20 protein-coding genes are annotated in these 17237 nt (G+C 54.6%); 14 read left to right on the forward strand and 6 right to left on the reverse strand.

All coding sequences use genetic code 11. The features are described from left to right. Position 1: 1 nt before the first annotated feature. The 3 genes from ACX9GT_RS02625 to aaeR form a co-directional block, all read right to left on the reverse strand. A complete protein-coding gene (locus tag ACX9GT_RS02625; protein ID WP_473189687.1) occupies positions 2–1345 on the reverse strand; it encodes an APC family permease in 1344 nt (447 codons plus the stop codon). A gap of 12 nt (positions 1346–1357) precedes the next feature. Then, positions 1358–2260, reverse strand: coding sequence for an acetamidase/formamidase family protein (locus tag ACX9GT_RS02630; RefSeq protein WP_473189688.1), 903 nt, complete (start codon positions 2258–2260; stop codon positions 1358–1360). A 261-nt stretch (positions 2261–2521) separates the two neighbouring features. Continuing rightward, positions 2522–3433: an HTH-type transcriptional activator AaeR gene (aaeR, locus tag ACX9GT_RS02635; protein WP_473189689.1), complete on the reverse strand. Its 912-nt coding sequence runs from the start codon at positions 3431–3433 to the stop codon at positions 2522–2524. Positions 3434–3723: 290 nt separating this feature from the next. Between aaeR and aaeX the strand changes: the two genes are divergently transcribed. The 5 genes from aaeX (at position 3724) to ACX9GT_RS02660 (ending at position 7776) form a co-directional block, all read left to right on the forward strand. Continuing rightward, positions 3724–3927 carry a p-hydroxybenzoic acid efflux pump operon protein AaeX gene (gene aaeX, locus ACX9GT_RS02640; RefSeq protein WP_459400219.1) on the forward strand — a complete coding sequence of 68 codons (204 nt, stop codon included), beginning with the start codon at positions 3724–3726 and terminating at the stop codon, positions 3925–3927. Positions 3928–3934: 7 nt separating this feature from the next. Then, the gene (gene aaeA / locus ACX9GT_RS02645) at positions 3935–4870 is read left to right on the forward strand and encodes a p-hydroxybenzoic acid efflux pump subunit AaeA (protein WP_473189690.1); all 936 of its coding nucleotides are present in this window, start codon (positions 3935–3937) and stop codon (positions 4868–4870) included. Continuing rightward, positions 4870–6837 (forward strand): p-hydroxybenzoic acid efflux pump subunit AaeB, encoded by a 1968-nt coding sequence (aaeB, locus tag ACX9GT_RS02650; protein WP_473189691.1) that lies wholly within the window; start codon positions 4870–4872, stop codon positions 6835–6837. The genes aaeA and aaeB overlap by 1 nt, the downstream gene beginning before the upstream one ends. 176 nt (positions 6838–7013) lie before the next feature. Then, positions 7014–7472, forward strand: a complete 459-nt coding sequence (locus ACX9GT_RS02655) for a ribonuclease domain-containing protein (protein ID WP_473189692.1) — start codon at positions 7014–7016, stop codon at positions 7470–7472. Positions 7473–7476: 4 nt separating this feature from the next. Next, positions 7477–7776: a barstar family protein gene (locus ACX9GT_RS02660; protein ID WP_473189693.1), complete on the forward strand. Its 300-nt coding sequence runs from the start codon at positions 7477–7479 to the stop codon at positions 7774–7776. Positions 7777–7809: 33 nt separating this feature from the next. Here ACX9GT_RS02660 and yjgA read toward each other — a convergent pair whose 3' ends face one another. Next, the gene (gene yjgA / locus ACX9GT_RS02665; RefSeq protein ID WP_473189694.1) at positions 7810–8358 is read right to left on the reverse strand and encodes a ribosome biogenesis factor YjgA; all 549 of its coding nucleotides are present in this window, start codon (positions 8356–8358) and stop codon (positions 7810–7812) included. A 395-nt stretch (positions 8359–8753) separates the two neighbouring features. Between yjgA and pmbA the strand changes: the two genes are divergently transcribed. Further along, positions 8754–10094, forward strand: coding sequence for a metalloprotease PmbA (pmbA, locus tag ACX9GT_RS02670; RefSeq protein ID WP_473189695.1), 1341 nt, complete (start codon positions 8754–8756; stop codon positions 10092–10094). 181 nt (positions 10095–10275) lie between these two features. Here pmbA and ACX9GT_RS02675 read toward each other — a convergent pair whose 3' ends face one another. After that, positions 10276–10812: a GNAT family N-acetyltransferase gene (locus tag ACX9GT_RS02675; protein WP_473189696.1), complete on the reverse strand. Its 537-nt coding sequence runs from the start codon at positions 10810–10812 to the stop codon at positions 10276–10278. A gap of 273 nt (positions 10813–11085) precedes the next feature. Between ACX9GT_RS02675 and cybC the strand changes: the two genes are divergently transcribed. Further along, positions 11086–11472 (forward strand): cytochrome b562, encoded by a 387-nt coding sequence (gene cybC, locus ACX9GT_RS02680; protein WP_473189697.1) that lies wholly within the window; start codon positions 11086–11088, stop codon positions 11470–11472. 69 nt (positions 11473–11541) lie between these two features. On the opposite strand, the gene rnk is transcribed toward cybC, so the two are convergent. Beyond that, a complete protein-coding gene (rnk, locus tag ACX9GT_RS02685) occupies positions 11542–11952 on the reverse strand; it encodes a nucleoside diphosphate kinase regulator (protein ID WP_473189698.1) in 411 nt (136 codons plus the stop codon). A 455-nt stretch (positions 11953–12407) separates the two neighbouring features. On the opposite strand from rnk, the gene ACX9GT_RS02690 reads away from it, so the two are divergent. The 7 genes from ACX9GT_RS02690 to ACX9GT_RS02720 all read left to right on the forward strand — a co-directional run bounded on the left by ACX9GT_RS02690 (position 12408) and on the right by ACX9GT_RS02720 (position 17236). Continuing rightward, a complete protein-coding gene (locus ACX9GT_RS02690) occupies positions 12408–12725 on the forward strand; it encodes a glycine dehydrogenase (protein ID WP_473191488.1) in 318 nt (105 codons plus the stop codon). 36 nt (positions 12726–12761) lie between these two features. Beyond that, positions 12762–13127 carry an SFCGS family glycine-rich protein gene (locus ACX9GT_RS02695; RefSeq protein WP_473189699.1) on the forward strand — a complete coding sequence of 122 codons (366 nt, stop codon included), beginning with the start codon at positions 12762–12764 and terminating at the stop codon, positions 13125–13127. Beyond that, positions 13127–13423, forward strand: a complete 297-nt coding sequence (locus ACX9GT_RS02700; RefSeq protein ID WP_473189700.1) for a DUF4312 family protein — start codon at positions 13127–13129, stop codon at positions 13421–13423. The genes ACX9GT_RS02695 and ACX9GT_RS02700 overlap by 1 nt, the downstream gene beginning before the upstream one ends. Before the next feature lie 89 nt (positions 13424–13512). Next, complete coding sequence (locus ACX9GT_RS02705) at positions 13513–14289, forward strand: DUF4311 domain-containing protein (RefSeq protein WP_473189701.1); 777 nt, start codon at positions 13513–13515, stop codon at positions 14287–14289. 11 nt (positions 14290–14300) lie between these two features. Further along, the gene (locus tag ACX9GT_RS02710; RefSeq protein WP_473191489.1) at positions 14301–14951 is read left to right on the forward strand and encodes a DUF4310 family protein; all 651 of its coding nucleotides are present in this window, start codon (positions 14301–14303) and stop codon (positions 14949–14951) included. A gap of 49 nt (positions 14952–15000) precedes the next feature. Next, a complete protein-coding gene (locus ACX9GT_RS02715; protein ID WP_473189702.1) occupies positions 15001–16140 on the forward strand; it encodes an amidohydrolase/deacetylase family metallohydrolase in 1140 nt (379 codons plus the stop codon). Beyond that, complete coding sequence (locus ACX9GT_RS02720; protein ID WP_473189703.1) at positions 16124–17236, forward strand: DgaE family pyridoxal phosphate-dependent ammonia lyase; 1113 nt, start codon at positions 16124–16126, stop codon at positions 17234–17236. Before ACX9GT_RS02715 ends, ACX9GT_RS02720 begins: the two co-directional genes overlap by 17 nt. The last annotated feature ends 1 nt before the right edge of the window (position 17237 follow it).

The raw sequence follows: 17237 nt of genomic DNA on the forward strand, positions 1-17237 counted from the left end.
GTTAACCTTCCAATTCCAGCACCGGTTTACGCTTCAGCACCACGCGCAGCACGAAGTAATAGACAATGCCCACCGCCAGCCAGCTCAGGCCGAGGATTTTGGCTTCCATATCCATTTCGTACAGCACAAAGCCGATAATCGCCAGGCCAACCAGTGGGAAAAGCAGGTGCTTTACCCAAGCGGTGGATTTCTGGCGGATGATGTAGTGGTTAATCACCGACAGGTGCAGGATCAAAAAGCCCATCAGCGCGCCGAAGTTCACCAAGCGGCTCAGGTTGTCGATGCTGCCGTTGAAATACAGCCCGGAACCGAGTGAAATCACCGCCACCAGCAGGGTGCTGACGTAAGGGGTTTTGAAACGAGGATGCACCTTCGCCAGGATTTTCGGCAACTGACGATCGCGCCCCATGGCAAACAGAATGCGCGAAATCGCCGCCTGTGCCACCAAGGCGTTAGCGATACCCCAAGAGAGCGCCGTGGCCCAGATGGTCACCTGCTTCAGCCAGGCGCCACCGGCCAAGTTGGCAGTGTCGTAAAACGCGGTATCCAGGTTGGTGAAGTTGTTGCCTGCGGCCAGATCGGCGGCGATCCAGGTTTGCAGAATAAACAGCGATCCGACCAGCAGCAAGGCAAACAGCGAGGCTTTGCCCACCGCATCGGCTCCGCCTTTGCTCTCTTCAGAGAGCGTCGAAATACCGTCAAAGCCCAGGAATGACAGCACGGCGATCGACACCGCTCCCATCACCAGCGGCAGGCTGAATTTCTCGGCGTTGTAGAGCGGGTTGAGCGTCAAACCGCCCGCACCTTCACCGGCGTACAGGGCAATCAGCCCCATCACCACGAAGATCGCCAGGATCACGATCTCGGCCACCAGAATGTAGCGGTTGGCTTTGGCGGTGAACTGAATGCCGATCAGGTTGATCACGCTGTTAATGGCGATAAACGTCACGATCCACACCCATGCAGGTACGCCCGGCAGAATCGGGCCAAGGGCTGCGGCGCTGACGATATACAGCAGCGATGGCACCAGAATGTAATCCAGCAGGATCAGCCAGCCAGCGAAGAAGCCGACGGTTTCATGGATGCCGCGCTGGGCGTAGGCATACACCGAACCGGAAACCGGGAACGCGCGTGACATGGACCAGTAGCTCATCGCGGTGAAGAACATCGCCACCATGCCGATCAGGTAGGCTAAGGCGACCATGCCCTGCGAGCCTTCCCAGACATAGCCAAAGACGCCAAACGGTGCGATCGGCACCATAAAGATCATGCCGTAAATCACCAGATCTTTCAGGGTGAGGGTGCGATGCAGCTCCTGCTTATAGCCAAATTGTTCAACAGACATTGTTTTGGCTCCTTAATCCAGCTGAATGTTTAACTGAGCGGCAACGCTGCGTGGCAGAGCGAAGCGGCAGGTTTTCAGCGGATCAACCACCTGGCAGATCTGCAAATCGCCGGTGATGCTCATCAGGTTGATGGCGTCGGCCAGCGTCACTGCGCTGTGATCGGCAACAAAGTGCGCCATGTTGCGGGTCGCCAGTTGGGCGGCCTCATCCAGCGTTTTGGCGGAAGCCAGCGTGTACAGTGCGTCTGCGGTGCTGATCATCGGCGTAGGCAGCGGGCGATTTTTCACCACGGTCAGATTCACCACCACTTCACCGGGGATCTCCAAGCCGCATACCGAGACTTCACCATCGCCCATGGCGGCATGCAGATCGCCGAGCGCAAACAGCGCGCCTTCCACGTTGACCGGCAGCCACAGCGTGCAGCCTTCGGTGATGATTTTGCAGTCCATATTGCCGCCGTGCGCATCTGGTGTGCCGCATGGCACGGCGTCACCCGCCGGTGCCACGCCAATCACGCCAATCATCGGCTTGAGGGGCCAGCGCACGCCGCCCGGCAGCAGGGCAAAACCCTCTTCCAGCGGCACGGTGCGGATCTGTGGCTGTTGCAGTTCATCGCCGATCACACCCAAGCCCGGTGCGGTCACCATCACCGCCTGGTGGCTGCGTGGTGTGATGCGTTTGATCTCTACCCGCAGCACGTCGCCCGGCAGCGCGTCCTGCACATAGACCGGTCCGGTGGCCGGGTTGATGCGGTTCCAGTCCAGTTCGGTAAATGCGGCCTGCTCAGAGGCTATCTGATCTTCGAAACAGTCGCAGGTTTCAAAGCAAACGTCGCTGCCGCTGGCAATTTTTGCCACAGGGGCGTTATCACGCGACATGGCATAAACCACGTGCGTGCGAGGGATTTTTTCCATGGTGATTCCTGTAATGTTGTCCTGAGTTTTTCTTATGAGAGGCGTGAGTTTCAATCTGCCAGAGCAGCATAAATTACCTTGCCTGAAATAATTAATCACACCCGCCGGGGCGGAGGCAAGCGCGGCAAAATCCAGCCTGGTGGGCGTTTGGTGGAATATTCTTTAATTTAATTACGTGATAGTTTTTTGAGTTAATTAAAAGGGTAATAAATAGATAGCTGCTCTGCCATTAATCGATTCACTAGTAGCTAAAATATTAGGTCAGCGATAACCCTGATAGACCGCCGCCACACGTTTAAAGTATTCCGTCAGGTAATTAATGCACACCTGCACCTTCAGCGGCAGCTTGTCCTTCTCGGTGTACAGGGCGTACACCGGGCGGGGCTCGGAGTGGTAGCGCTTGAACAGAATTTCGATCTCACCGCGTTTGATTTCTTCGATCACCCACATTAATGGGACATAAGCGATGCCCGCTCCGGCGTTCAGCCAGCGGACCATGGTTTGTGAATCATTGGTCACGAAGCGCCCCTGTGGGGAAATCCGCGAACTGATGCCTTCTGGGGCCATCAGTTCGAATTGGCTGTCTGGCCGCACGCTGTATTCCAGCCAGGAGAAATTCACCATATCGCTCGGTTTTTGCGGCGTGCCGTGTTGGCCGAGGTAGCTTTTGGCGGCGCAGACCACCATCGGCATGGAACCCAACTGTTTGGAGAACAGGCTGGAATCCTGCAACGCGCCGGTGCGGATCACCAGATCCAAGCCGTCGGCAATCAGATCGGGAGCTGGGATACCGGTAACCAGATTCACCGTTAAGCCTGGGTATTCTTGCAACATTTCGGCGGTCATGGTGGCCAGCACGTTTTGCGCCATGGTGGAGGAACTGCCGATGCGCAGGGTGCCGGTTGGGGTATTGTTCAGTGCATAAAGCTGTTCATGCACTTCGGTGGCCTCCTGCAACATCCGGCGGCAACCCTGGTAGTAGATTTTGCCCGCTTCGGTCAGGCCGATACTGCGCGTGCTGCGGTTGAGCAGCTTTACCTGCAATTCATTTTCCAGCTTGGAGACTGTCTGGCTGATGGACGAAACGCTCATACCAAGCTGGCGTGCTGCCGCAGTAAACGACCCACATTCAATAACTTTGGCGAACACCGACATCCGTTTTAGTCTTTCCATTGTTCACTCTGGCTTAAAAGTGATTTAGATCACATATTGTAGATGAGTTTATAGTAAGCAGGCTAATATAATGTGGTCGGGTGTATCCTTCTGAGCGCTTGAGCGTGGTCAGCAATGTTGCAGCATACTGCCGTCTGCCATGCATTCCCTTTCATGAGTCTATGTTCGTAGTCTAACCCTTTTTCAGGTTCGTGACCTGGCAACCGTCTAGGTGCGACGTTTGGCATCCGTTGGCCAAAATGTAAATAGAATGTGAAACCCCGGTGCAGTAAGCAATTAAGGAAAAAGTGATGAGTTTGCTTCCGGTTATGGTCATTTTTGGGATGTCGTTCCCGCCGGTGTTTTTTGAGCTGTTGGCGTCGTTGGTGCTGTTTTTTGTCATGCGCCGCCTACTGCTGCCGACCGGGATTTACGATTTTGTCTGGCATCCCGCGCTGTTCAATACTGCGCTGTATTGCTGCTTGTTTTATCTGGTTTCATGTCTTTTTGTTTGAGGTGGCTGTGAAAACTTTTTCAATACAAATAACCCGAATCGCGATCACGTTGATTGTTGTCGTGCTGGCCGCCATTGCGGTGTTTAAGTCCTGGTCGTTTTACACCGAATCGCCGTGGACGCGTGATGCCAAATTCACCGCCGACGTGGTGGCGATCGCCCCAGACGTCAGCGGTCTGTTGACCGAGATACCGGTTACGGACAACCAACTGGTGAAGAAGGGCCAGATCCTGTTTGTGATCGATCGGCCACGCTACCAGCAGGCGCTGGCGCAAGCCAATGCCGATGTCGCCTATTATCAGGCGCTGGCCGAAGAGAAGAAACGTGAGGCTGGCCGCCGCGTGCGTTTGGGTATCCAGGCGATGTCGCAGGAAGAGATCGAGCAGTCGAGCAACTCATTGCAAACCGTGCAGCACCAGTTGGCCAAGGCGATTGCCGCCCGCGATCTGGCGCAGTTGGATCTCGATCGCACCACGGTTCGTGCGCCCGCCGATGGTTGGGTGACCAACCTGAACGTGCACGCCGGGGAATTTATCACCCGTGGTTCCACCGCCGTGGCACTGGTGAAGAAAAACACCTTCTACATTCTGGCCTATCTGGAAGAAACCAAACTGAACGGCCTGCAGCAAGGCGATCGGGTGGAAATCACCCCGTTGGGCAGCAACCGCATTATGCATGGCACCGTCGACAGCCTGGCGGCGGCGGTCAATAACAGCAGCAGCACGGTTAACAGTAAGGGATTGGCGTCGATCGACAGTAACCTGGAATGGGTGCGCCTGGCGCAGCGCGTGCCGGTGAAAATTGTGCTGGATGAGAAGGATCAGCAGCATCCCTACCCGGCGGGAACCACTGCCACCGTGGTGATTACCGGCAAAAATGGCCGCAGCGACGACAACGGTTCGCCGTTTATCCGGCTGATGCACCGGTTACGTGAGTTTGGTTAATGACGAGCCCAACCTTTATTCGCCTGAGATTTGCCTGCAAACTCAGCTTTGCGATTGTTTTCGCCCTGTTTGTCGGTTTTCACCTCAATCTGGAAACCCCGCGCTGGTCGGTGCTGACGGCGGCGATCGTCGTGGCCGGGCCTGCCTTTGCCGCCGGGGGTGAACCCTTTTCCGGTGCCATCCGTTATCGCGCCTGGCTGCGCATTATCGGCACCTTTGTGGGCTGTTTTGTCGGCCTGGTGATTATTGTCACCTGCGCGCGCGCGCCCGTCGTGATGCTGATGCTGTGCTGCATCTGGCTTGGAGTGTGCACCTGGATTTCGTCACTGGTCAGAGTTGAGAACTCCTATGCCTGGGGGCTGGCAGGCTACACGGCGCTGATTATTATCGTCACCTCGGCCAGCAGCACCTCTGCGCTGATGCAGGCACCGCAGTTCGCCCTCGAACGCTGTAGCGAGATCGTGCTCGGCATTCTCAGCGCGGTGTTGGCCGATCTGCTGTTTTCGCCGCGTTCGATCAAACAGGATATCGATCGTGTCGTAGATCAACTGCTGGTGGGGCAATACCGGCTGATGCAGATGTGCATCAACAATGCAGAGAAAGAAGATATCGATCGTGCCTGGAGCGATCTGGTGAAAAGCACCACCACCTTGAACGGAATGCGCAGCAACCTGATGCTGGAATCTTCACGTTGGCAGCGGGTAAACCGCCGGGTGCGCGTGCTGCATACTCTTTCACTGACGCTGATTACTCAAGCCTGTGAAACCTACCTGATCCTGCTGAATTACCCCAATGCGGTGCAGGAAAACATTCGCGAACTGCTGCTGAGGCCCGCTGAAACGCCGCAGGAAGTGCATAAGCACCTGAAAGTGGTGCGCCAGATGTTGGCTATCAACCCGACCGATCAAACCCTGCTCACGGTCAGTTCCTGGGTAGGCACGGCGACGCGTTACCTGCTGGTGGCGAAAGGGGTGCATACCAACAGCGGCATCAACGCCGTTGAAAACGATGTGCTTGCCAATGAGGTGGTGGTGAAAACTCCTTCGGCAGAAGGTCATCATGCGTTGATTAACGGCCTGCGTGCTTGGGCCGCTACCTCGATTGGCTGTTTGTTCTGGCTGTGGACCGGTTGGACCTCCGGCAGCGGCTGTATGATGATGATCGCCATCGTAACCGCCTTGGCGATGCGTACGCCGAACCCGAAAATGATGGCGTTTGATTTCCTGGTGGGGGTGCTGATCGCCTTTCCGATGGGGGCGCTGTTCTATATGTTTATCTTGCCACAGACCCAGCAAAGCATATTCCTGCTGTGCCTGAGCTTGGGCACGCTGGCGTTTTTCACCGGTATTGAAGTGCAGAAGCGCCGCTTGGGCTCGCTGGGAACGCTATCAAGCACCATTAATATCATCGTGTTGAGCAATCCGATGCATTTCTCGGTGACGACTTTTATCGACAGCGCCATCGGCCAGATTATCGGCTGCTTTGTTGCGATGATCGTGCTGTTCCTGATCCGTGATACCTCGCGCGAGCGCACCGGCCGCACGTTGATGAATCAACTGGTCAGCAGCGCCGTGTCGGCGTTGACCACTCAGGCGGCGCGGCGGCGCGAAAACCACCTGCCCGCGCTGTATCAGCGCTTGAACCAGTTGCTGATGATGTTCCCGAACGATATCGCCAAATACCGCCTGGGGCTTAACCTGATTATCGCTCACCAGCGTATGCAGATGACCGAGATCCCGGCCAAGGAAGAGTTGTCGGTGTTCCATAAGCAGATCCGCAATACCGCCGATCACGTGGTGTCAGCCAAGAGCGATGGAAAACGTGCTTATTACTACGATCGGCTGCTGAAAGAGATGAACGAATACCAGCAGAAACTGGTGGATAACAGCGCGCCACTCAGTGTGACCGGGCCGGTCAAACGTCTGGCGGATATGCTGCATCTCTATCGCCACGCTTTGATCGATTGAGCATTTTTACGCTGAAAATCGGGGCGTGTTCCGCGTGTCAGCGGCGCGGGAAAGTGGCATGATTGATAGTCATAGTGCTTCTGAAGGTAAAAACGTTACATATAAGTCATCTTCGATTCATTATTTTTTGCTATAAATTTAGCCATCATGAGGCATTCGCCTTATTCAGGGAAAATATGAATAAACGTACCCTTGTGGCGATGCTGATCGCCATTGTGGTCGCCGGTTTCAGCGCGCTGCGCGGTAATGATACTGACCGGGTGATCGCCCCTGTGCCTGCGGCCACTGCTGCCGCTGAGAGTATCGATAAACTGACGGAACCCAAACGCGTTGCCCGTTATCTGCAACAGCATCAACGGCTACCGGATTATTACCTGACGAAAAAACAGGCGCGCGAGCAGGGTTGGGATGCGGCTGACGGCAACCTGTGTCTGGCCTTGCCGGGTAAGGCGATCGGCGGCGATCGTTTCTCCAACCGTGAAGGGCGTTTACCGGTGGCCAATAACCGGGTATGGCGCGAGGCGGATGTCAATTACCAATGCGGCCGACGCGGGGCCGATCGCCTGCTGTATTCCAGCGACGGTCTGATTTTTGTCACGCGTGACCACTATAAAAACTTCATGCGGATGGAGTGAGTTGATGGGGAAAATAGAGTTCGATTTTAACCAGATACCCGATCTACCGGCGTTCTATCAGCAATTTGCTGATAAGTTCGCGTTGGGTGAAGGATTTGGTGCCAATCTGGACGCGCTGTGGGATGTAGTGACCGGTGACATCAGCTTGCCGATCGAGATTGAATTTACCCATCTCAACGCCCGCCGCAAACGCCGTTTTGGTGCCATTATTCTGCTGTTTGAAGAGGCGGAGGAAGAGTTGGAGGGTGACCTGCGGTTCAATATCCGTGAAGCCAGCGGTGCAGCGGTGCATCACCGGGGATGAACGGGGTTCATCCCACAGTGATGCTGCTGGCGATCACTGTTGCGCCTCGGCCAGATCGCGCAGGTACTGGAAGATTTGGCGGAACGATTTCGGCGGCTTGTTAGCGGCCTGCTCTTTTTGCGCGTTACGCACCAGCGCGCGCAACTGCTGGCGATCGGCCTCTGGATAGAGTTCCAGCACGGACGGGATCGCATCATCACCTTCTGCCACCAGGCGATCGCGCAGCGCCTCCAGCTTGTGGAACAGTGATACCTGTTGGTTATGGCGGTTTTTCAGCTTATCGAGCGCGGTCTGAATCGGCTCAACATCGCGCGCGCGCAGCATTTTGCCGATCAGTTGGATCTGGCGGCGGCGGCCTTCTTTTTTGATCTTCTGCGCCAGTTCGATGGCGGCACGCAGATCGTCATCCAGCGGAATGCGTTCCAGCGCATTTTTACCCAGTTCGACCAACTCGGTCCCCAAGTCTTTCAGCGCTTCAGCATCACGCTTAATTTCACTTTTACTGACCCAGATAATCTCGTCATCGTCCTCATTTTCGTTCTCAGGGACATCGTCGAGCCAGTCTTCAGGCTGTTTGTTCATGGTAGGCTCCGTCAAAAAGAGGCTAATCCTAACAGGTTGCTGGCTTTATGCGAAATTCAACACAGTTCCTGTTAGACTCAAATACAGATTAGGCGGTATTCTGCGCTGCTGCGGGTGGGTACAGCCTGAAATTATTCTGGCGCGTTATACCGCGCAAAATCACGCCGATACGTGATGCAGGTCAGTTAAGACTAACCAATTCCCTCTCCTTGGGGAGAGGGTTAGGGTGAGGGGAAGATCACCGGACTACAGCCCCTCACCCCGGCCCTCTCCCACAGGGAGAGGGGGCGCCGCTGTTAGCATTGCGCCGATGATGCACTTTTCTGCTTAACTGACGGGCATTGCGCCGACACGGCACTTTTCTCAGCGATTTCCTGATTAATTATGGCAGATTGATGAAAGTAGTCACTCAAGTTGCAGAACAGCGCAAGGCGCTGGAACAAGCCGTTTCACAGGCTTTGGAACTGGCGCGTGCCGGTTCCGATGCGGCAGAAGTTGCCGTGACCAAAACCACCGGTATCAGCGTCAGCACCCGCTTCGGCGAGGTGGAAAACGTCGAGTTCAACAGCGACGGGGCGTTGGGCATCACCGTTTATTACCAACAGCGTAAAGGCAGCGCCTCTTCCACCGATCTGAGCCCGGATGCTATTTCCCGCACCGTGCAGGCGGCGCTGGATATTGCCCGCTATACCTCGCCAGATCCTCATGCTGGCCCGGCAGAAAAAGATCTATTGGCGTTTGAGGCACCGGATCTCGATCTGTTCCACCCGGCTGAACTGGATGCCGAACGCGGGATTGAGCTGGCGGCGCGCGCTGAGCAGGTCGCGCTGGCGGCAGATAAACGCATTACCAATACCGAAGGCGGCAGTTTCAACAGCCATTACGGCATTAAGGTGTTCGGTAACAGCCACGGCATGCTGCAAAGCTATTGTTCCAGCCGTCATTCCCTCTCCAGCAGCGTCATTGCCGAGCACAACGGTGATATGGAGCGTGATTACGCCTATACCATTGGCCGTGCTATAGAGGATATGGCAAGCCCCGAGTGGGTTGGCCAGGAGTGTGCTCGCCGCACGCTGGCGCGCCTTTCGCCGCGCAAGCTTGCCACCATGAAGGCACCGGTTTTATTTGCTTCTGAAGTGGCAACCGGGCTGTTTGGCCATTTGGTAGGGGCCATCAGCGGCAGCAGCGTTTATCGCAAATCCACCTTCCTGTTGGATTCACTGGGCAAACAGATCCTGCCGGAATGGATGACTATTGAAGAACATCCGCATCTGCTGAAGGGCTTGGCCTCCACGCCGTTCGACAGTGAAGGGGTACGTACCGAACGCCGTGATATTGTCAAAGACGGCGTATTGCAAACCTGGCTGCTGACCAGCTACGCGGCGCGCAAGCTGGGTATGCACAGCACCGGGCATGCGGGCGGTATCCACAACTGGCGTATTGCCGGGCAGGGTAACGATTTTGCCGCGATGCTCAAGCAATTGGGCACCGGCCTGGTGGTGACCGAACTGATGGGGCAGGGTGTCAGCGGCATTACCGGTGACTACTCGCGCGGTGCTTCCGGTTTTTGGGTTGAAAACGGTGAGATCCAGTATCCAGTCAGTGAGATCACCATTGCCGGTAACCTGAAAGATATGCTGCGTAATATTGTCAGCATCGGCAGCGATATTGAGACTCGCAGTAATATTCAATGCGGTTCCGTTCTGTTGCCGGAAATGAAGATTGCCGGTCAGTAATCGTGCCTTTCAACTGATTCAGCAGTGGCCAACGTTATGCAATGGCAGGGTTGGCAGCAACGGCAAGGGTTACCGCGTTAGGTTTTGCCCTTGCCGGGGGCGAGGATGGACAGCGGGGGGGCATCGGTCTGCAGGATCGGGTGTTGCAATAGCTCCTGATGCAGTGCCTGGGCCAACGGTTTCAGGGCTGCCCCACCGCACCGAATCCGCCTCGCAGTGGCCGGTTTTTTTGTGATGAATATTTTAGTTGTTTCGTCAGGCCGACTTTTTCCAGGTTGATATCCAAAATAACGTCGAACTCTGTTCTTCTCCACATCTCTCTATAGCCTAGATGCAGGTAAAGCGCGTGGGCTCGCTCGTTAGCAGCCGCGACCTGGATGTGAGCATGACTGTAACCTCGATCCATGATTTCCTTTTCAAGTGCATTAATAATCGCGGAACCTACACCCATACCTTCAAAGGCAGGAGCCACCCAGATATCACTTATTGTATCGTCACAGCCCTCGCAAGCTCCAAATCCTACTGGACTGTTATCAATGCACCCGACTAAAACACGTGAACCCAAGGTGTTTAAGAAGGGTAGGAATGGATTATCCCTTAAAAATTTTTCCCTTACCCGAGGAGGAACATGTGGCATTAAGCCTTTTTGCCAGGCAGTTAATCCTATTTCTGCGAGTAGAATTACGTCACATGCCATAGCGTGTTTAATTGATAACATACCGCCCCCTACCTTGTTTCCGTTTTCCCGCATCGGCCCGCGTGGAGAAAGGTTGCTCAGTGCGATAAACACCCCTGATGCCACAAAACGCCGGATTTTTTCCTGGGGTTATAGCACTATGTTGTCATTCAGGGCATCTCACGGGGTAAAAAGATGCCGTAGAGGTTACCTGTCTGAAATCATTTGTGAGTTCACCGGGCTATTACTTTCGAATTTATCGTTCTTCGCCTATGTTATCTATGGGTTAAATAAAACAATAACTGGAAGGTGAGCATGAAAAAAACATGGAAAGTATTAGCCGCGTTGACGCTGCTAGGTGCGAGTTCGACGTTGATGGCGGCCGATCTGGCCAATGATATGGATACTATCGCCAGCAATTACAAAACCGTATTGAAAACCGATTCTGTTGATACGTTCAAGCTGAGTTTGCAGAATATGCGTGCTGCCGCGGTAAGCGCAGAGCAAGGCACGCCACCGAAGCTGGAGAGTAAAGCGCCTGACAGCGCCGAGATGAAAGATTTCCGTCACGGTATGACCACGCTGATCGGGCAGATCGACCAGTCATTGGCGTTGGCGAATCAGGGCAAACTGGAAGAGGCGCGTAAAGTCGCGCAGGATTTCAAGCAAACCCGCGATACCAATCATAAGAAGTTCCGCTAACTGCCCGTTGCGGGCGGAGATGTTTCCAACCGCCCGTTTAGCTCCGCCCCGCCTTCCAGTCATAAGCCATCAGCGGTGATATTCACCCGCGGCTTCCGGCTGATACAGCAGCTCCAGCACTTCAATCCGCGCTTCTTCGCCATTCGGTAACTGCCAGTTGATCTGTTTGCCAACGTGCATACCCAGCAGCGCTGCACCCAGCGGTGCCATCACGGAAAGCTGTTCGTTGCTGTCTTTGAGCGAAGCCGGATACACCAGCGTGCGCACATGTTCTTCTGCGGTGTGCAGATCGCGGAAACGCACGCGGCTGTTCATGGTGACGACATTGGCCGGGATCTGTGATGGCGGCACGATGTCAGCGCGATCCAGTTCGGCATTCAGCATGGTTGCGACGTCAGTGTTGGCAAAGGCAGGCTGTGCCAGCAGTGCATCCAGGCGTTCCGCATCCAGCTCATTAATGGTAATGGTTGGTTTGGTCATTCCACTCTCCAGTCAAATCAAAAGGCACCCTTTCTGCGCCCATAAATTCGGAAAAACAACACAAAGCAACACCCCCGCGCCGTTTGGAGCGGGGGTGTAAGAAATGTCGACTTGTCCTACTGATAGTAGGCGGTTAAGCATAGAAAAGGAAGAGATCCCGATCACGAAGTTTTTTGCCGCGTTTTCGCCCACTGTAAACAAACGGTTGCGCTATCTTTTTGTAATCTCATTAACTTATTGGCCAAAACCACGTTTTGCGAAATGGATCCCTAAGCGTCACGCAATTTCCAGTTTGAACTGGAAAAAAACAGGCTACACACGAAATGTTCTTAAGGTTAGGGTAAGGGCATCCGATAAAGTGAATGGTATTGATGATGCGCTTTACGATTAACAGATTAATGTCCGAAACCAGGGGTGACTGAAAAGTGAATGAAGAAACTGCTTCGGTAAATGAAATGGAACAGGCGGATATCAGCAGGGCGGCAACCATCACCACCCAGGTGCTGGCAGATATCACCGCCATGTTGGGTGCAGAGAATATTTTTACCAATGCGGTGCAACAGCAAATGCTGGAGTCACATATTCGCGCCATGGTATTGCGCTCGATTACCGGTGAGCCTTTGCCGGAAGTGGATAAATCACTGTTTGACGAAATCTCTGCCGAATCAATGCAAATGGCAGAGCGGGTAGTGGATAAATTTGCCACGTTACCTATTGAGGAGGCTTATTTACTTTCCGTGCATTTTGAAGTAGCTAAAGATAATAACCAATAGGTTTTGCTGGATTTAATTCAATCAGGAGAGAATACCATGGGTCAAATTACCGTAGTGATTGGCGATCGTTTGGGCAAGGGCCAGAAAGTCGGCTTGGGCATTGAAAGTGCAGGCGCAAAAGCCATTGTTATCCCAGGCGTAGCGGCAGATATGAAACTGGGCGACGTGATGAAAGCGGAAAACGCACAGTTGGGCATTTCCTTCTGCGGCAGCGGCGGTGCCGGTGCCATTACGGCGCAAACCAAACATGGCTATAAAGCCAAATACGGTATGCGCTCTGTAGAAGAAGGCGTAACGGCGATTAATGAAGGTTACAACGTATTAGGCTTCGGCTTTATGGATAAAGAGGAGTTGGGCCAGCGGCTGGTGGAAGCCTATATCAAAAAATACGGCAACGCGTAATGAAAGAACAATATACCACCTCGGTAAACGTGGAAGGTAAAGGCGACAGCAAAGCGAAAGCCTTCGCTTCCGCTTTGGCGAATGTGCAGGGCGCAATATTAAAGTCCACCAGTAATATTCTGCTGCGCATTGAGCCACAGGACGTCAAAGTATTAAAAGCAGAAGAGAAAACCACCAAAGAGAAATTTCTATTCTTCTTTCTGCCGCGTGAAAGAAAAAGTTATGCCGTCTCTTTGGAAATAACCGTGAACGTGACGATCATCAATACCGAAAAGGTGATCTTCACCACGAAATAAAACGTTATACCCACCCTTTCTCAAGCGGTTGCGTTATTGGCTACTGACAATGTGAAAGCAACGGGATATAGCATAAAAAGGGGATGTGAATGTTTTTAATCATCTTATTTAAGTCGATTATTATCGGCGGGCTGGTAGGTGTCGGCGTAGGTGCCGGTGCCGCACGTATGTTCCACGCCCCGACGACACAGGGTATGGGTGCTTTCCGCACCTTGGGTGAGCTGAATTCCTGCGAAGGCGATCCGGCTTCTCACTTCTCATTTGGTCTGGGCTTCTTCTTCAACGCCTGGGCGTCTTCCGTGGCGGCGGGTGCCTTCACGCAGGACGTTGACCACCGCATTATCCCTAACTGGGGCGCTGCGGCCTTGATGATCAAGAACCGTAACGTGGCCGAAACGCTGCACGATCCGAAAAAAATGGCGATCGCCTGCGGCATTATCGGCATTCTTGTGGTCACCTTCCTCAACACCACCGCGTCGGCAGTGCCTGCGGCCTTGCAGGTAACGGCGATCAAAGTGCTGGTACCGGCGGCCAACCTGCTGGTGAACACGGTGATGCCGGTGATCTTCTGGCTGGCAGCGATTGAAGCCGGTAAGCGTTCCGGTTTCTGGGGCACCATCTTTGGCGGCCTGGCGCAGCTGATTATGGGTAACGCCGTACCGGGGTTGGTACTGGGGATCCTGATCGGCAAAGGCGTAGAAGAGAGCGGCTGGAACAAAGTCACCAAGATCATGATGGCGGTGATCGTGCTGCTGTTCGTGATGAGCGGCTTCTTCCGCGGCTTTGATATGAAACTCCTCGAATCCTTTAGCCTTGGCGTGCCAGGCTGGTTGGATGCCATCCATAACACCCTGAGCGGTAAATAAGGAGCTGAATGATGGAAACTCAAACTCAAAAAGGCTTCTGGTACGCCGACTGGTCGTTCCCGATTTTTGTTGGCCTGCTGTCGTCCGGCGTGTTTGCCGGGACGCACATGTATTACCTGTACGGCATTGGCGCGTTTAACGAAGTGGCCTTTGTCTCCATGCTGCGTGCCGGGATGGATACCGGGGTGTATGGCGCGGTGGCGGCGTTCGGTGCCAGCTTCCTGTTCGCCCGCATCATCGAAGGTTCGCTGGTGGGGATCCTGGATATCGGCGGGGCGATCCAGACCGGGGTTGGCCTTGGCGTTCCGGCGCTGTTGCTGGGTGCCGGGATCATCTTCCCGGTGGCTAACTTTGCCGCTTCGCTGGTCACCGGCCTGGTGGTTGGTCTGGCGATTGGTTACCTGATTATTCTGGCGCGTAAATTCACCATCAACCAGAGCAACTCCACCTACGGTGCAGACGTGATGATGGGTGCAGGTAACTCCTCCGGGCGTTTCCTGGGGCCGTTGATCATCCTGTCTGCTATCGCCGCTTCGATTCCGATCGGCGTTGGTTCCCTGCTGGGCGCACTGCTGTTCTACATCTGGGGCAAGCCGATTACCGGTGGCGCTATTTTGGGGGCGATGCTCTTAGGGGCAATTTTCCCGGTGGCGATTGCTTAACGTGGTACGGGTACGCGCTCTGCGTACCCGCTGAAAGGAGTGGTCAAGTATGTATGACCTAATCATCCGCCGCGCGAGGCTGGTGGACGGCACTCTGGCCGATGTGGCCGTCCAAGACGGCAAAATTGCCGCCGTGGGGCAGGTGGCCGCAGACGCCAGCGCGCATCAGCAACGGGATCTGGCGGGGAATTATTATCTGAGTGCGGGCTGGATCGACTCGCACGTACACTGCTACCCCTCTTCGCCGATCTACCATGATGAGCCGGATCGGGTTGGCATTGCCAGCGGTGTCACCTCGGTGGTGGATGCAGGCAGCACCGGCACTGACGATATCGATGAGTTCTACGCCCTGACGCGCAGTGCCAAAACCAACGTTTTTGCCTTCCTGAATATCTCGCGTATCGGCCTGCTGCGGCAGAATGAACTGGCGGATATGGCCGATATCAATAAACAGGCAGTCAAACAAGCCATCGACGGCAAGCCGGGTTTTATCATCGGCATCAAAGCGCGCATGAGCAGCAGCGTGGTGGGCCAGAACGGCACCCAACCGCTGGTGCTGGCGAAAGAGATCCAGCAGGAAAACCATCAACTGCCGCTGATGGTGCATATCGGTAATAACCCGCCGGATCTGGACGAGATTGCCGATCTGCTGACCCAGGGCGACATCATTACCCACTGCTATAACGGTAAGCCGAATCGCATCCTGACCCCAGCCGGTACGCTGCGTGAGTCGATCCAGCGTGCGTTGAAACGCGGGGTCTTGCTGGATGTGGGCCACGGCACGGCCAGCTTCAGTTTTGAAGTCGCCAGACAGGCGATTGCGCTGGGCATTTTGCCGCACACCATCAGTTCCGATATTTATTGCCGTAACCGCATCAGCGGCCCGGTCTATAGCCTGGCGGCGGTGATGTCCAAATTCTTCACCGTCGGGCTTTCGTTACCGCAGGTGATTGATTGCGTCACGGCAAACGCCGCTGCGGCGCTGCGCCTGACCACCAAAGGGCGTTTACAGCCGGGCTTAGATGCCGACCTGACTATTTTTGAGCTTCGCACCGCGCCACAGGTGTTCGCCGATTCCGAAGGGGAATCGGTCAACGGTGAGCAGTTGCTGGTGCCGCTGGCCACCGTGGTGGCCGGGGAAATCCTATTAACCGATGAAGGGAAAGCCGTCGATGTCTTCAGTCTATGAAAAATATAATTTAAAACAGGTGATCAATACTTCGGGTCGCATGACCATTCTTGGCGTTTCCACGCCGCGCCAGGAGGTGATTGACGCCGTGGATTACGGCCTGAACCATTACTTTGAAATCAAAGATCTGGTTAACAAAACCGGCGCTTATATTGCTGGCCTGCTGAACGTGGAAGATGCGGTGATTGTTTCCTGTGCTTCTGCCGGTATCGCTCAGTCGGTGGCGGCGGTGATCGTCAAAGATAACGCTAACCTGCTGGTCAACCTGCACTCGGCAACGGTGAATGAACCGCGTGAGATCGTGTTGCCACGGGGCCATAACGTTAACTTTGGTGCGCCGGTTGACACCATGATCGCCCTCGGCGGCGGCAAAGTGGTGGAAGCGGGCTATGCCAACGAATGTTCCCCCGAGCAGATCGAAGCCTGCATCACGCCGCAAACGGCGGCCATCTTGTACGTCAAATCCCATCACTGCGTGCAGAAAAGCATTCTCTCCGTTGAGCAGGCTGCTGTGGTGGCGCGTAAGCACAACCTGCCGCTGATCGTCGATGCGGCGGCCGAAGAAGATCTGATGTGCTACTACCAGATGGGCGCTGATTTGGTGATCTACAGCGGTGCCAAGGCGATCGAAGGGCCAACCAGCGGGTTGGTGATCGGCAAAAAACAGTACGTTGCCTGGGTAAAGCAGCAGTCCAACGGTATTGGCCGGGCGATGAAAGTCGGCAAAGAGGGCATTCTGGGCCTGACGCAGGCGATTGAAAGCTATCTGACTCTGGAGAAAACCAGCGGTGCGCAGATGGTAGAGCGTATGACGCCGTTTATCACCCATCTCAATACCCTGAACGGCGTCAGCGCCAAAACCGTGTGGGACAGCGCAGGGCGCGATATCGCCAGGGCTGAAATCACCTTTGATGAAGCGGTGCTGGGGATGTCGACCGTCGATATCGTGCAGCGGCTGAAAACCGGTGATATCGCTATCTATTTCCGTGGCTACAAAGCCAACGAAGGCAAGATCGAAGTGGATGTTCGCAGCGTCAACGAGCAACAGCTGATGACCGTCTTCACCTGTATTAAAAACTTGTTTACGGAGCAATAAG

Source organism: Serratia sp. YWN4 (assembly GCF_055790845.1).

Excerpts from the sequence above, each read along its gene's own strand:
- ACX9GT_RS02690 (WP_473191488.1), top strand. The coding sequence starts at position 12,408 with ATGGAACAGGCGGATATCAGCAGGGCGGCAACCATCACCACCCAGGTG.
- ACX9GT_RS02630 (WP_473189688.1), bottom strand. The coding sequence starts at position 2,260 with ATGGAAAAAATCCCTCGCACGCACGTGGTTTATGCCATGTCGCGTGAT.
- ACX9GT_RS02675 (WP_473189696.1), bottom strand. The coding sequence starts at position 10,812 with ATGTTATCAATTAAACACGCTATGGCATGTGACGTAATTCTACTCGCA.
- cybC (WP_473189697.1), top strand. The coding sequence starts at position 11,086 with ATGAAAAAAACATGGAAAGTATTAGCCGCGTTGACGCTGCTAGGTGCG.
- aaeX (WP_459400219.1), top strand. The coding sequence starts at position 3,724 with ATGAGTTTGCTTCCGGTTATGGTCATTTTTGGGATGTCGTTCCCGCCG.
- ACX9GT_RS02715 (WP_473189702.1), top strand. The coding sequence starts at position 15,001 with ATGTATGACCTAATCATCCGCCGCGCGAGGCTGGTGGACGGCACTCTG.
- ACX9GT_RS02700 (WP_473189700.1), top strand. The coding sequence starts at position 13,127 with ATGAAAGAACAATATACCACCTCGGTAAACGTGGAAGGTAAAGGCGAC.
- ACX9GT_RS02720 (WP_473189703.1), top strand. The coding sequence starts at position 16,124 with ATGTCTTCAGTCTATGAAAAATATAATTTAAAACAGGTGATCAATACT.
- ACX9GT_RS02655 (WP_473189692.1), top strand. The coding sequence starts at position 7,014 with ATGAATAAACGTACCCTTGTGGCGATGCTGATCGCCATTGTGGTCGCC.
- aaeB (WP_473189691.1), top strand. The coding sequence starts at position 4,870 with ATGACGAGCCCAACCTTTATTCGCCTGAGATTTGCCTGCAAACTCAGC.
- pmbA (WP_473189695.1), top strand. The coding sequence starts at position 8,754 with ATGAAAGTAGTCACTCAAGTTGCAGAACAGCGCAAGGCGCTGGAACAA.
- ACX9GT_RS02695 (WP_473189699.1), top strand. The coding sequence starts at position 12,762 with ATGGGTCAAATTACCGTAGTGATTGGCGATCGTTTGGGCAAGGGCCAG.
- ACX9GT_RS02625 (WP_473189687.1), bottom strand. The coding sequence starts at position 1,345 with ATGTCTGTTGAACAATTTGGCTATAAGCAGGAGCTGCATCGCACCCTC.
- yjgA (WP_473189694.1), bottom strand. The coding sequence starts at position 8,358 with ATGAACAAACAGCCTGAAGACTGGCTCGACGATGTCCCTGAGAACGAA.
- ACX9GT_RS02660 (WP_473189693.1), top strand. The coding sequence starts at position 7,477 with ATGGGGAAAATAGAGTTCGATTTTAACCAGATACCCGATCTACCGGCG.
- aaeR (WP_473189689.1), bottom strand. The coding sequence starts at position 3,433 with ATGGAAAGACTAAAACGGATGTCGGTGTTCGCCAAAGTTATTGAATGT.
- ACX9GT_RS02705 (WP_473189701.1), top strand. The coding sequence starts at position 13,513 with ATGTTTTTAATCATCTTATTTAAGTCGATTATTATCGGCGGGCTGGTA.
- rnk (WP_473189698.1), bottom strand. The coding sequence starts at position 11,952 with ATGACCAAACCAACCATTACCATTAATGAGCTGGATGCGGAACGCCTG.
- ACX9GT_RS02710 (WP_473191489.1), top strand. The coding sequence starts at position 14,301 with ATGGAAACTCAAACTCAAAAAGGCTTCTGGTACGCCGACTGGTCGTTC.